The sequence below is a fragment of the Gordonia sp. (in: high G+C Gram-positive bacteria) genome (assembly GCF_020438995.1).
In the GTDB taxonomy this organism is placed as follows: domain Bacteria; phylum Actinomycetota; class Actinomycetes; order Mycobacteriales; family Mycobacteriaceae; genus Gordonia.
The window spans coordinates 1-12656 of record NZ_JAGQTN010000131.1; the positions used below are offsets into that span (position 1 = coordinate 1).

The window sequence follows — 12656 nt, forward strand, 5'->3', positions numbered from 1 at the left end:
ACTACGCGCTACATCATTCGGCCCTGTTCCGGGGTCGGTTCTCGCGCTAGGGTCACTGTGATATGTGGCACAAACGTTGCAATGGGGTTGGTTCTTACTCGGTAGTAATGTAGCGTTTAAGTTGCAGTCGGGTTCGGATATGGATGCTTTTCGCGGGGTAAGCAACCACATCCGAACCCGGCTCTTTTATGTCCCCAGTCCGACCGCCTACGTCCGCGCTGCGGGGTGTCGCGTGGCCGGTAGACATGTAAAGAATCTTTACACATCGGCGAAATATGTAAAAAAATCGGCAAAAACTTTACATGTTGGGTGTGTTGCGGCACTGTTTCCTCATGACGACCTGGGATCCGCGTAGGCCCTACAACTCACTACCGCAGCCTCCGCGGGCGGATGCGCTGGAGACTCCGCGTGTGCTGAAGGCGACGATCGATGCCCGCGCTTCCCTCGCCCGACTCGACCAGGCCGCTGCTTCGATTCCGGACCCGACGATCCTGATCAATACCATTCCGTTGATCGAGGCTCAGGCGAGCTCCGAGATCGAGAACATCGTCACTACCACTGACGCGCTGTTCAGATTCCTCGACGACGACGACTCGGCTGATCCGGCCACCAGGGAGGCGTTGCGATACAGGACGGCCCTCCGCGTCGGATATGACGCCGTGGAGGAACGCGGATTGACTGCGGCGACGGCAACAAGAATCTGCACCACCATCAAGGGGCGGGACATGCGAGTGCGTGACCTGCCTGGTACTCATCTGGCTCATCCGATCACGGGCGAGGTGACGTACACACCGCCTGATGGGAAGGAGATCATCCAGGAGAAGCTGGCGGATTGGGAGCGTTTCATCCACGCAGACAACGGATTAGACCCGTTGGTGCGCATGGCGGTCGCGCATTACCAGTTCGAAGCGATCCATCCGTACGCCGACGGTAACGGACGAACTGGTCGGATTGTCAACATCCTGATGCTGTGTCATCTCGGGTTGCTTGCATCGCCGATCCTCTACCTGTCGCGGTACATCAGCGCGACGAAAGACGACTACTACCGACACTTGCTCGCGGTCACGGGGGAGGGAGCCTGGGAAGACTGGATTGTCTACATGCTGCACGGAGTTGACCAGACATCGCGCTCGGTGCTGAGCAAGATCACCGCGATCATCGAACTGGCCGACGACTTTGCGCGCCGCGCCAGCGCGGTTACCCGTGGTGGTGGAGACAGAGAACTGTTGGCAGTGCTCTTCGAGCAGCCCTACTGTCGGATCCCCACCGTGGTTTCACGTACTGGCGTATCCCGCCCGACGGCGACGAAGCGTCTCGAGGCGCTCGTCGCCGCAGGCATGCTCGGGGATATCAAGGTCGGCCGCGACAGGCTGTTCATCAACAGCGAACTCTTACAGGTCCTGACCCGCTCTGATTGGGCGTAGCGCACCCGTAAGCGGATGGGCGTCGTCGCAACAGCGTGTATTTGGCGTAAGTGGTGAGCCATCTTGCGGGCCGGACTCTTTCGAGGTCCGGCCCGCAAGATGAGAGTTGTCAGGCCTACTGCAACGCCAGGTCGATGTAGGCATCGCCCTTGCCGAACAGGTCACTCACTTTGAGCAGACCATCGGACACGGCGTTCTTGGGCACGTCGAACACGAGAAGTCCCGTCTTGGGCAGCTTAGGCTGCATCTCTTCGAAGATCAGCGGGTCGCCGTCGCCGGTCGTTGCCGCGATGCTCCCTTCGCTGTCGGTGTCGTACTCATCGCCGGAACTGGCCACGAATTTCGCCGAAGAGGACGTGAACGTCTTGGTCTCGGACTTGCGGTTCTCGATCGTGAGACTCACGACGACGAACGTGCCGTCCGCGGTCTCGCCCAAGATGTCCGAGCCGATCGAGTCCTTGGTTTCCGCGGAGTTCACCGTGTAGCGAGTTCCGGCCAGCTCGACGGTCTTGCCAAGCGCCAGCGGATTAGATTTTGTCCCGACTTTGGGCGCGTCGTCTGACTTCTTGTTGTCTGACTTCTGGTTGTCGCTGGACGACTGCGAAGTGTCGTCGACGACCTTGGGCCCGTCATCTCCGCCAGAGCTGGTTGCAGCCACGATGATGACGATGAGCGCGATCGCGCCGAGGAGCCACCATCGCTTCTTCTTGTACCAAGGTCGTGTCGCTTTGGCGTACGCCTTCGCCGCTTTGGCTGCGGCTTTGGGGTCGACCGAAGGGTCGACGCCAGGCGGAACCTGATTCATGGTCTGTCTCCTTGCAGGAAGCGCACATAGGTTGTGGCTCCAGGTAGATGCCAATCGGAAAGTTGGCCGCAAGACTTATAGCACAAATATGTGCTATTTGCGCACTTTTTCGTTCTGGAGAAGAGCGGATGTGATCGGCAGCCTTCTATGTGATGGATGCGGCTGCGGCGAGTGCCTTGAGACTCTTGGGCTCCAACATGCGGGCTGAACGAGTCAGGCGGAATCTCACACAGGAAGCGGTCGCTGCGAAGACGGGTCTGGGAACCACACAGGTCGCCAGGATCGAGCGGGGTGAGACCGACTCCGGTATTACCAAGTACCTTCGGATCGCGGCCGCAATTGGCATCGATCCTGCTGAACTGTTCCATGGGCTGTCGGCAGCCGAGTTGTTCGAGAGTTTCTGAGGGTTCCGCCCTGAACTGGCCGACTCTGGTCCGGCGCGGGACTCGGACGTAGCGAAGTCGGGTCGATACGGCGGGCGCCGTCGGGATTTCTGATCTGGGTGGTGGGTCTGGCAGAATGGGCCGTCGGTTCGTCGGACCCGGCTACGGCCGACCGGCGGTCACACCGAAACAGATCGCAAAACCGGGCTCATCACTCCTGATGAGCTGCCGAATTGCGCAGTGACCAGCAAGGAAGACACATGGCTGTCAAAATCAAGCTCACCCGTCTCGGCAAGATCCGCAACCCGCAGTACCGCATCGTCGTCGCCGATGCCCGTACCCGTCGCGATGGTCGTGTCATCGAGACCATCGGCAAGTACCACCCCAAGGAAGAGCCCAGCCTGATCGAGGTCGACTCCGAGCGCGCTCAGTACTGGCTCGGCGTGGGCGCTCAGGCCACCGATCCGGTTCAGGCCATCCTCAAGGTCACCGGTGACTGGCAGAAGTTCAAGGGCCTGCCGGGTGCCGAGGGCACCCTGAAGACCGCCGCTCCCAAGCCGTCCAAGCTCGAATTGTTCAACGCCGCGCTCGCCGCCGCTGACAGCGCACCCGTCGCCGAGGCCGTCACGCCCAAGAAGAAGGCCGTCAAGAAGGACGCCGACGAGGCTGCTCCGGAGGCCGCCACCGAGGCCGACGCGTGAGCGCTGTCGTCGCGGACGCCGTCGAACACCTCGTTCGTGGCATCGTCGCCAACCCCGACGATGTGCGCGTCGACCTGGTGACCGGCCGTCGCGGCCGGCTCGTCGAGGTACACGTCAACCCCGAGGATCTCGGCAAGGTCATCGGCCGCAACGGCCGCACCGCCACTGCGCTGCGTACCCTCGTCGCCGGTATCGGTGGCCGCGGCATCCGTGTCGACATCGTCGACACCGACCGCTGACCATCGATCACGGCAGCTCAGCGCACATGGACCTGGTGATCGGACGCGTCGTCAAGGCTCACGGCATCCGTGGTGAGGTCGTGGTCGAGGTACGTACCGACGACCCCGACACCCGGTTCGCGAAGGGTGCGGTTCTGCGCGGCCAGGCGCCGCGCGGGGGAGGCGAGCATCGCTTCACGGTCACAGCCGCCCGGAATCATTCCGGGCGGCTGTTGCTGTCGCTGGCCGAAGTCGCGGGACGTACCGCCGCCGACGAACTGCGGGGCACACTGTTCGTCATCGACGCCGCCGATGTCGATTCCGGCGACGACCCGGACGAGTTCTACGACCACGAACTCGAAGGACTGCCCGTTGTGACGGTGGGCGGTGAATCCGTCGGTGTCGTGTCGTCGGTGCTGCACCTGCCCGCCAACGACATCCTCGCCGTGACCACACCCGAGGGTCGCGAGCTGCTGGTCCCGTTCGTGCGTGAGATCGTGCCCGAGATCAGTCGGGACGGTGGTGTGGTGATCGACCCGCCTGACGGACTGTTCGACCAGTGACCACCGCACACGAGACAGGTCAACCGGGTATGCGCCTGGACATCGTCTCGATCTTTCCCGAGTACTTCGCTCCGCTGCGGGTCGCGCTGCTCGGCAAGGCCATCGACAAGGGGCAGGTCACCGTCGATGTGCATGACCTGCGCGACTGGACCCACGACGTCCACCGCGCCGTCGATGATTCGCCCTACGGGGGCGGGCCCGGCATGGTCATGAAACCCGACGTGTGGGGCCACTGCCTGGACGAGGTCTGTCCCGACGAGGCGCTCCTGGTGGTACCCACGCCCGCCGGCGTGCCGTTCACCCAGGAGACCGCGACCCGCTGGTCCACCGAATCGCACCTGGTGTTCGCCTGCGGACGCTACGAGGGCATCGATCAGCGGGTATTCGACGACGCCGGCCGACGGATGCGGGTCGAAGAGGTGTCGATCGGCGACTTCGTGCTCATCGGCGGCGAGGTGGCCGTGCTCGCGATGATCGAGGCGACCGTCCGTCTGATGCCCGGTGTGCTGGGCAATCCCCGCTCCCACCAAGAGGATTCGTTCTCCGACGGGCTCCTGGAAGGCCCGAGCTACACCCGGCCCGAGGTGTGGCGCGACCTACCCGTACCGCCGGTGCTGCTCTCCGGTGATCACGCCAAAGTTGCCGCGTGGCGCCACGAAAAGTCGCTGGACCGCACCCGCGAACGCAGACCCGATCTCCTGGTCCGACACACCGAAGGCACGACCTGACAGGACCGCACGACCTACTTGTGGATGAACCGGTCGACCGGGTACGGGGCCGGGGCTACGATCTACCTCACGCGAGGTGGCATCGGTGCTCATGACCGGTGTGCGCAGCCTCGGACCGGCGAGTGTGTGAGGGGGACGAGGGCGTGGAACCGAATCAGAACGCCGCCGAGGCCGGTGGGGCGGCCGGGGATCCTGGGGATCGGCCGGCCGGGCATATGCCTGACGTCTGGGCCAGAATGCATGCCGAACTGGAACGGCAGCACGCCGAGCTCGACCGCATCCGGGCCGTTTTGGCCGGGTTGACCGCAGAGGCGACCAGTCCGACGGGCGATGTCGCAGTGACGGTCAACGCCAGGGGACTACTGGTCGGTTTGACGATCGCCCCCTCCGCACTCCGGGACCGCGACGCGACCACCCTGGCCGGGTTGATCACCTCTTTGGTGGCCGCTGCCGATGAGAAGTTGCGTGCCACCCGCGATCAGGTGTCGATGTCGATCGTCGACGGCCCCGAGGTCACCTCACCCGGATACGACGACATAGTGGATGTGGTGCGCGGGTGACCGTTCGGGTCCATGTCGATCTCGACGACCTCGATGAGCTCGTCCGTGTCCTGACCGGAGTCGTTGATGATCTGCCGGCGATCACCACCGACCTGGGGGCCGCGCTCGCCGAAGCGGGCATTGCGTTCGGTATCGATCCTGCCGCCGACGTGCTGCGGCCTCGGTTCGCCGACGCGGGCCGGATGGCTCTCGACGCGCTCGGCGCGGTCGAGGCAGTGATGCGCGAGCACATCATGCGTGTCGATGCCGCCGGAGAGTGGCTGCGAACGGCCGACATATGCGCAAAACCGTTGGCCGGTACTCGCGGGGAAGGGCTGTCACAGTGACATCGCGCGATGTCGTTGACGAGCTGGTACGGCACGCCCAACCGTCCGCCGACATTGCCGCGCTGAGAGCGTGCGCTCGCAGGCTTGAAACGATCGCCGCCCGGACCGAGGTCGTGGGCAGGGACTTCTCCGCGGCACACGCCCGCCCTGGGCTGTGCGACGGCGGACTGCGTGAGGGCGTTGACGACAACGTGCGGGCGATTGCCGGACCCCGAGGCAGCGCGGTCGCCGATGTCGTGACCCGGCTGGGGGCCCTGGTCGCCACGCTTGATCGTTACGCGGACGAGGTCGCCGGGACCTGTGAACACCTGTCGCTGGCCTCCGCGATCGCCGAACGTGATCTGATGCGAGCCGAAGTCGCTTCTCTCGTGGGACACCCGACGGCGATAGTGGCTGCGACCGGTGCCGCGACGTCGGTGGTCGGGGCGATCGGGGACGACGCCGTCGAGCGCGCCGCCCGGATCGATCCCGCAACCGCGCCCGTGAGGTCATCGGATGTCCCGGCCGCGCACGACGATTCATCGGCGTCGGCGCAAGCACCCGGCGCCCAGGCTCCCGGAACCGAGGCTCCTGGAACCCAAACGTCGGGTACACACGCCCCGACGATGTCCGGTGCGGGGCTCCCCGCGATGGCTGCCGCGGTGCCGATGGCGGCAGCGATGACACGCGCGTTCACCGGGCACGCCGACTCGCCGGTGGCGGTGGACGGTGAACGACTGGCCGAGCGTGCCCGGCAACTGTATTCGTCGTTGCCGCCGGACCTGGCGCAGTGGGTCCGGATGTCGGTCGGTGTGGGCTGCACACCGGCAAGAGAGATGATCGCAGTGGTCGGCACCAGCGACCCCGTTCCGTACCTGCGGACCGGGGTCACGATCGGTGCCGGCGAACATCTCGCCGGATCGGCGCGCGGGTCCGAGTTGGCGATCGCCGAACAGCTGGAAGCGCTGGGTGCCCGACCGCTCGCGGTGGCCTCGGCTCATCCCGTTCCCGCAGAGGTCATCGCCTACTTCGACGACCTCGGGGTGCCGGTGATCGCACCGGCGGCCGCGCCTACCGATCCCGATACCGGCCCGGGCGAGTTCGACGACTGACCTACCTGCGGCGATTTCGTCCCAGCCGGTGTCGTCTGGCACAATATTCAGGTTGCCTGCGCACAGGCGTGCCTGATCGGTGTACCGGTCGGTGCCTGCGTGGGTACCAACGACTCGGAGCATGAACCGGTAGAACCTCCGCCTGGGTGTATCCGCACCCGGCGGCAGGCCGCCAGGTTCCTCTGTTCGCCGTTACATTCCAGAATGGACTACCACGATGCAAACCCTCGACTTCCTCGACAAGCAGTCACTGCGTGACGACATCCCCGACTTCGCACCCGGCGACACCCTCGACGTTCACGTCAAGGTCATCGAAGGTGCCAAAGAGCGGGTCCAGGTCTTCAAGGGTGTCGTGATCCGCAGGCAGGGCGGCGGCGTCCGCGAGACGTTCACCGTCCGCAAGGTGTCGTTCGGTGTGGGCGTGGAGCGTACCTTCCCGGTGCACAGCCCCAACATCGCCAAGATCGAGGTGCTGACCCGCGGTGACGTGCGTCGGGCCAAGCTGTACTACCTGCGCGACCTGCGCGGCAAGAAGGCCAAGATCAAGGAAAAGCGCTGAGCTGAGCCGGATTCGTCCGGTTGTGGGCCCCGATCGCACGCTGTGCGACCGGGGCCTGCTGCTATACGCCGTGGCTCGCGCGGGGCCGGCGGGGTACGTCGAAAACAGGTTCGGCCGTCGACGCGTCTACTCTGGCTGGGTGGCCGATACAGAGGACCAGGGATCCGGCGCCGACGCCGGGCAGCATCACTATGAGACCGATCGCGCGGACACCTACGACGCCGGCGGGACACCCCGTGCGGGTGAGGCCGACGACGTGGACTCGTCCGACGACGGTGCGCGGCCGTGGCGACTCAAGACCGACAGTGCCGACGACGAGAAGAAGAAGTCGTCGGTATTACGCGAGATCGTCATCATCGTCGGCTGTGTGCTGCTCGTGACGTGGGTGCTGCAGACGTTCATCGGCCGGCAGTACGTGATCCCGTCGGAATCGATGGAACAGACGCTGCACGGCTGCACGGGCTGCACCAACGACAGGATCGTGATCGACAAGATCGTGTACCGCTTCGGCGATCCCAAACCCGGTGACGTGGTTGTGTTCAAGGCACCCACCGAATCGTGGGATGGCAGCTGGCAGTCGCCGAGATCGTCGAATGCGGTGATCAAGTCCCTCCAGAACGGGCTGTCGTGGTTCGGTTTCGCCCCACCGGACGAGAACAACCTGGTCAAGCGAGTCATCGCGACCGGCGGACAGACCGTCGCCTGCAAGAATGCGGACGGTAAGGGCGTGACCGTCGATGGTAAACCGCTGACCGAGCCCTACATCGACAAGAAGCTGCAGGCCGAGAGCGTCGCCGGGCTGGGGGAGTCCGACTTCACGAACGCCGACAGCACTCCGAACAGCTGCTACGGCGCGGACTTCGGGCCGATCAAGGTTCCGGCCGGCAACGTGTGGGTGATGGGCGACAACCGTCTCAACTCGGCCGATTCGCGCTACCACATCACCGACGAACTACAGGGCACGGTGCCGGTGAGCAACATCCGCGGCAAGGTGCGGTTCATCATCTATCCGCTGTCCCGGATCGGTGGTGTCGACGCGGTCAACCCGCAGAAGTAGGCACACCGAAGTGGCAGTCGGTAACAGGTGGCCGCCGCGGCGGCCGGTGCGCAGGGCAGCGAACCTGCGCACCCTCGAATTCGCGCTGCACACCAGCGGTCTCGGTCCCGTCGCCGGTGTCGATGAGGCCGGTCGCGGAGCGTGCGCGGGCCCTCTGGTGGTGGCCGCGTGCATCCTCAAACCCTCACAGGTCACCTCGCTCACCGATCTCGACGACTCGAAGAAGCTCCCGGAACCGACGCGCGAGCGCCTGTATCGCGCGGTCACCCGCAACGCGCTGGCCTGGCACGCGGTGATCGTCGATGCCGCCGAGGTCGACCGGATCGGCATCCACGTCGCCAACATCGAAGGGATGCGCCGGGCGATCGCCGGTCTGCACAGCCCACCGGGCTACGTCCTGTCCGACGGTTTCGGCGTACCGGGCCTGACCGCGCCGAGCCTGCCAGTCATCGGCGGCGACGGAACCGCGGCCTGCATCGCCGCGGCCAGCGTCATCGCCAAGGTCACCCGCGACCGCATCATGGTGGACCTCGACCGTGATCTGCCCGGCTATGATTTCGCCCTCCACAAGGGCTACAGCACCGCCCACCACATGAGCTGCATCGACCGGCTCGGGCCGTCCCGCGAGCACCGCATGTCCTACCGCAACGTGGCCGCCCGAGCAGGTGGGAGACCACCCATAACTGCCGACCCCGATCGCGATACGCTTACCGGATGAGCGCGGAGGATCTCGAAAAGTACGAAACCGAGATGGAACTCTCCCTGTACCGCGAGTACAAGGACATCGTCGGGCAGTTCACGTATGTGGTCGAGACCGAACGCCGTTTCTACCTCGCCAACTCCGTTGAACTCGCACCCCGCAACACCGACGGCGAAGTGTACTTCGAGCTGCGGATGAGCGACGCCTGGGTGTGGGACATGTACCGGCCGGCGCGCTTCGTCAAGCAGGTCCGGGTGATCACGTTCAAGGATGTCAACATCGAGGAACTGGAGAAGCCGGAGTTGCGGCTTCCCGACACGCCCTAGTCGCTCGCGTTTCCCCAGCGGAATTTGGGGACGGCCCTTGAATTATCCACAGATGTCGCGTTCGGGCTGCTACCCGGGCCGATCCGGCCGGATCCGGGCCGATGCTTATCGGCATGAGCGAACAGGATTCTTCAGGGCCGCAGGACGCCGGCACTCCGGGTCGGGACAACCGGCGGGCGACGATCGGCAGGCTGGGCGAGGACATCGCCGCCGACTATGTGACCAGCGCCGGATGGACTGTGCTGGAACGTAACTGGCGGTGCCGGTACGGCGAACTCGACATCATCGCCGTCGACGGGTCGGTGCTGGTGGTGGTGGAGGTCAAGACCCGGGCCAGTCGGATGTACACTGATCCGGCCGAGGCGGTCACTCCGGACAAACTGGCCAAGATGCGGCGTGCCACGCGGGTGTGGCTGGCGCAGCAGGAGGCGTGGTTTCCAACCATCCGGTTCGATGTCATCGCCATCCAGCTCGACCCGGTCGACCCGACAGATCTGACCCGCGCGGGGCTGCGTCATCACGTCGGGGTGTTCGTATGAGCTCCCGGGTCCGGGCGCTGGGCACGGTGCACACGGTGGGTCTCAACGCGTTCGAGGCCAAGATGCTGGAGGTGCAGGCCTCGGTGGGGACGGGGCTGCCTGCGTTCGTGGTCGGTGGCGGTGTGGACGGATCGGTGCGGGAGGCACGCGATCGTATTCGGTCGGCAATCACCAACTCCGGGTTCAAGTTTCCCGAAGGGCGGCTCACCGTCGCGTTGTCGCCGGCCGATATCCCCAAATCCGGTTCCGGCTTCGACCTGGCGATCGCGGTCGCGATCCTGGTGTCGACAGGTGAGGCGGCGCCGCATCGGTTGCCGCGCACCGTCGTTATGGGCGAGTTGGCTCTCGACGGGAGGGTGCGTCCGGTCCGGGGCATCCTGCCGGCCCTGATTCACGCGGCCAAGCAGGGTTTCGAGCGGGCCGTCGTACCGCAGGGCAACATCGACGAGGCGCTGCTGGTGACCGAACTGGAGGTGGGTGCAGCCGACTCGCTGGGGCAGGTGGTGAGTTGGCTCGCCGGTGAATGCGTGCTCGACGCGGTGCCGCGCGAACGAGAGGAGATCCCCGCGGCGGCGGGTGGTCATCGTGACGACATGGCCGACGTGGTCGGGCAGAGCGAGGCACGTCACGCCTTGGAGATCGCCGCGGCCGGCGCACATCATGTGCTCATGACCGGACCCCCGGGAATCGGGAAAACGATGCTGGCCAAACGGATTCCGGGAATCCTGCCGCAGCTGCGGCGTGAGGAATCACTCGAGGTGACCGCGATCCACTCCATTGCCGGGGTGCTCTCGCCCGGGGATCCGTTGGTGTCCGATCCGCCGTTCGTCGCCCCGCACCACAGCACCTCGTCCACCGGATTACTAGGTGGCGGAACGGGTTTCGCCCGGCCGGGGGCGGCGTCGCTGGCGCACCGCGGGGTGCTGTTTCTCGACGAATGTGCCGAGATGTCCCCGACAGTGCTCGATTCGTTGCGGCAGCCACTGGAGGAGGGGGAGGTGAGCGTGCCCAGGCGTGACGGCATTGCCCGCTATCCGGCACGATTCCAGCTCGTCCTGGCCGCCAATCCCTGCCCGTGCGCGCCGGCCCACGACGTCGACTGCGTGTGCAGCTCCGTGGTCCGGCGCCGCTACCTGGGCAAACTGTCCGGGCCGCTGATGGATCGCGTCGACATCAGGGTGCGGATGGACCCGCCCGGGTCGGCCGCGCTGATGACCTCCGGTGAGGAGACGAGTGCGCAGGTGCGTGCGCGGGTGGTGACTGCCCGCTCGGCGGCCGTGGAGCGCTGGCGCGAATACGGCTGGCTCACCAACTCCGAGGTGCCCGGTTCGATTCTGCGGCAACGGTTCCGGCTTAGCGCCGAGGCGATGCGGCCGGTGGAACTGTTCCTGCGCGACGGCCGGGTCACCGCTCGTGGAGCTGATCGCGCGCTGCGGCTGGCGTGGACGATGTGCGACCTGCGTGGCGCCGATAAGCCGACGGAAGACGATGTGGCACAGGCATTGCTGTACCGGGACAGGGGGAGTTACTGATGGCGGGGCGATCCGATGACGAGATGCTGGCGTGGACATATCTGGCCAGGGTGGCCGAACCACCCAGCGCGGCGGTGGCGGTTCTGGTCGCCGAACTCGGTGCCGTGGAGGCGGCCGGCGCCATCCGGAACAGATCGGTGCCCAAGGGACACGAGGACGCATTGACGGCGACCGAGGCCCGGGCCGGCGCCGACTGTGCGGCACAGGATCTGGAGGCGGCAGCGAAAGTCGGTGCGCGCCTGATACTTCCCGACGACGAGGAATGGCCCGGGTGGCCGCTGCTGGCGCTGGGCAGGGCCGCGACCGGACCACGGGATGGTGAGCCGCTGGCGCTGTGGGTGCGTGGACCGCACCGGCTCGACGAGGTGGCCGCCGAATCGGTGGCCGTGGTGGGGGCGCGCGCCGCGTCATCGTACGGGGAGAGCGTCACCGCACGGCTGTCGGGGGAACTGTGCGATCGCGGCTGGGCGGTGATATCAGGCGGGGCGTTCGGCATAGACGGCGCCGCGCATCGGGCGAGCCTGCTGTCCGGCGGGTGCACCACCGCGGTACTGGCCTGCGGCATCGACCGCGCCTATCCGACAGCGCATTCGCGGTTGCTGTCCGAGATCGCCGAGCGAGGTCTACTCGTGAGCGAGTATCCACCCGGCACCACCGCCGCCAAGCACCGGTTCATCACCCGGAACAGGCTGGTTGCGGCGCTGTCGGAGGGGGTCGTGGTGGTGGAGGCCGGGAAACGGTCCGGCGCCGCCAACACCGCGGCCTGGGGACGACGTCTCGGCCGGCCCGTCGGAGCCTTTCCCGGCCCGGTCACCTCGGCAACATCCGTCGGCTGCCACCGGCTGATCACCGATGACCTGGCCCAGCTGGTGTTCAACACCGACACCGTCGTGTCGATGCTCCGTCCCGACGGCGGCGGCGACCCGGGCCGGGGCGCCGACCGTGACACCGACCTACTGTCGGAGGATCAGCGCCTGGTCCATGACGCGATTCCCGGGCGGGGCGTGGCCACCGTCGACGAGATCGCCTACGCCGCGGGACTGGGCGTGCCCGTGGTGCGGTCGGCGCTCGCGGCCATGGAGATCGCGGGCGTGGTGTGTGGTGACGGTGGTGGCTGGCGACTCACCCACGCACGCGGGTAAGC

17 protein-coding genes are annotated in these 12656 nt (G+C 65.9%); 16 read left to right on the forward strand and 1 reads right to left on the reverse strand.

From position 1 onward, the window contains the following. Positions 1–410: 410 nt before the first annotated feature. Positions 411–1424, forward strand: a complete 1014-nt coding sequence (locus KDB67_RS10125; RefSeq protein WP_291015447.1) for a Fic/DOC family N-terminal domain-containing protein — start codon at positions 411–413, stop codon at positions 1422–1424. 115 nt (positions 1425–1539) lie between these two features. Here KDB67_RS10125 and KDB67_RS10130 read toward each other — a convergent pair whose 3' ends face one another. After that, positions 1540–2229, reverse strand: a complete 690-nt coding sequence (locus KDB67_RS10130) for a DUF4352 domain-containing protein (RefSeq protein WP_291015448.1) — start codon at positions 2227–2229, stop codon at positions 1540–1542. Between the two features lie 197 nt (positions 2230–2426). On the opposite strand from KDB67_RS10130, the gene KDB67_RS22395 reads away from it, so the two are divergent. From KDB67_RS22395 to dprA, 15 genes are all read left to right on the forward strand, one after another. Continuing rightward, the gene (locus KDB67_RS22395; RefSeq protein ID WP_366852073.1) at positions 2427–2633 is read left to right on the forward strand and encodes a helix-turn-helix transcriptional regulator; all 207 of its coding nucleotides are present in this window, start codon (positions 2427–2429) and stop codon (positions 2631–2633) included. A 239-nt stretch (positions 2634–2872) separates the two neighbouring features. Continuing rightward, complete coding sequence (gene rpsP, locus KDB67_RS10135; RefSeq protein WP_291015449.1) at positions 2873–3313, forward strand: 30S ribosomal protein S16; 441 nt, start codon at positions 2873–2875, stop codon at positions 3311–3313. Beyond that, on the forward strand, positions 3310–3552 hold the full coding sequence (locus tag KDB67_RS10140; RefSeq protein WP_005187316.1) for an RNA-binding protein: 243 nt from the start codon (positions 3310–3312) through the stop codon (positions 3550–3552). Before rpsP ends, KDB67_RS10140 begins: the two co-directional genes overlap by 4 nt. A 26-nt stretch (positions 3553–3578) precedes the next feature. Then, positions 3579–4094, forward strand: coding sequence for a ribosome maturation factor RimM (gene rimM, locus KDB67_RS10145; protein ID WP_291015451.1), 516 nt, complete (start codon positions 3579–3581; stop codon positions 4092–4094). Positions 4095–4123: 29 nt separating this feature from the next. Next, a complete protein-coding gene (trmD, locus tag KDB67_RS10150; RefSeq protein ID WP_291015494.1) occupies positions 4124–4822 on the forward strand; it encodes a tRNA (guanosine(37)-N1)-methyltransferase TrmD in 699 nt (232 codons plus the stop codon). A 143-nt stretch (positions 4823–4965) separates the two neighbouring features. After that, positions 4966–5382: a YbaB/EbfC family nucleoid-associated protein gene (locus KDB67_RS10155; protein WP_291015452.1), complete on the forward strand. Its 417-nt coding sequence runs from the start codon at positions 4966–4968 to the stop codon at positions 5380–5382. Beyond that, positions 5379–5708, forward strand: a complete 330-nt coding sequence (locus KDB67_RS10160; protein WP_291015453.1) for a hypothetical protein — start codon at positions 5379–5381, stop codon at positions 5706–5708. The genes KDB67_RS10155 and KDB67_RS10160 overlap by 4 nt, the downstream gene beginning before the upstream one ends. Beyond that, positions 5705–6799 carry a hypothetical protein gene (locus tag KDB67_RS10165; RefSeq protein WP_291015454.1) on the forward strand — a complete coding sequence of 365 codons (1095 nt, stop codon included), beginning with the start codon at positions 5705–5707 and terminating at the stop codon, positions 6797–6799. Before KDB67_RS10160 ends, KDB67_RS10165 begins: the two co-directional genes overlap by 4 nt. A gap of 217 nt (positions 6800–7016) precedes the next feature. After that, positions 7017–7358, forward strand: a complete 342-nt coding sequence (gene rplS / locus KDB67_RS10170; protein ID WP_291015455.1) for a 50S ribosomal protein L19 — start codon at positions 7017–7019, stop codon at positions 7356–7358. 256 nt (positions 7359–7614) lie between these two features. After that, positions 7615–8415, forward strand: coding sequence for a signal peptidase I (lepB, locus tag KDB67_RS10175; RefSeq protein ID WP_291015495.1), 801 nt, complete (start codon positions 7615–7617; stop codon positions 8413–8415). A 10-nt stretch (positions 8416–8425) separates the two neighbouring features. Next, a complete protein-coding gene (locus tag KDB67_RS10180) occupies positions 8426–9133 on the forward strand; it encodes a ribonuclease HII (protein ID WP_291015457.1) in 708 nt (235 codons plus the stop codon). Beyond that, complete coding sequence (locus KDB67_RS10185) at positions 9130–9441, forward strand: DUF2469 domain-containing protein (protein WP_291015458.1); 312 nt, start codon at positions 9130–9132, stop codon at positions 9439–9441. The genes KDB67_RS10180 and KDB67_RS10185 overlap by 4 nt, the downstream gene beginning before the upstream one ends. A 113-nt stretch (positions 9442–9554) precedes the next feature. Then, the gene (locus KDB67_RS10190) at positions 9555–9980 is read left to right on the forward strand and encodes a YraN family protein (protein WP_291015459.1); all 426 of its coding nucleotides are present in this window, start codon (positions 9555–9557) and stop codon (positions 9978–9980) included. Continuing rightward, positions 9977–11512: a YifB family Mg chelatase-like AAA ATPase gene (locus tag KDB67_RS10195; RefSeq protein WP_291015461.1), complete on the forward strand. Its 1536-nt coding sequence runs from the start codon at positions 9977–9979 to the stop codon at positions 11510–11512. The genes KDB67_RS10190 and KDB67_RS10195 overlap by 4 nt, the downstream gene beginning before the upstream one ends. Then, complete coding sequence (gene dprA, locus KDB67_RS10200) at positions 11512–12654, forward strand: DNA-processing protein DprA (RefSeq protein WP_291015463.1); 1143 nt, start codon at positions 11512–11514, stop codon at positions 12652–12654. Before KDB67_RS10195 ends, dprA begins: the two co-directional genes overlap by 1 nt. Positions 12655–12656: the final 2 nt, after the last annotated feature.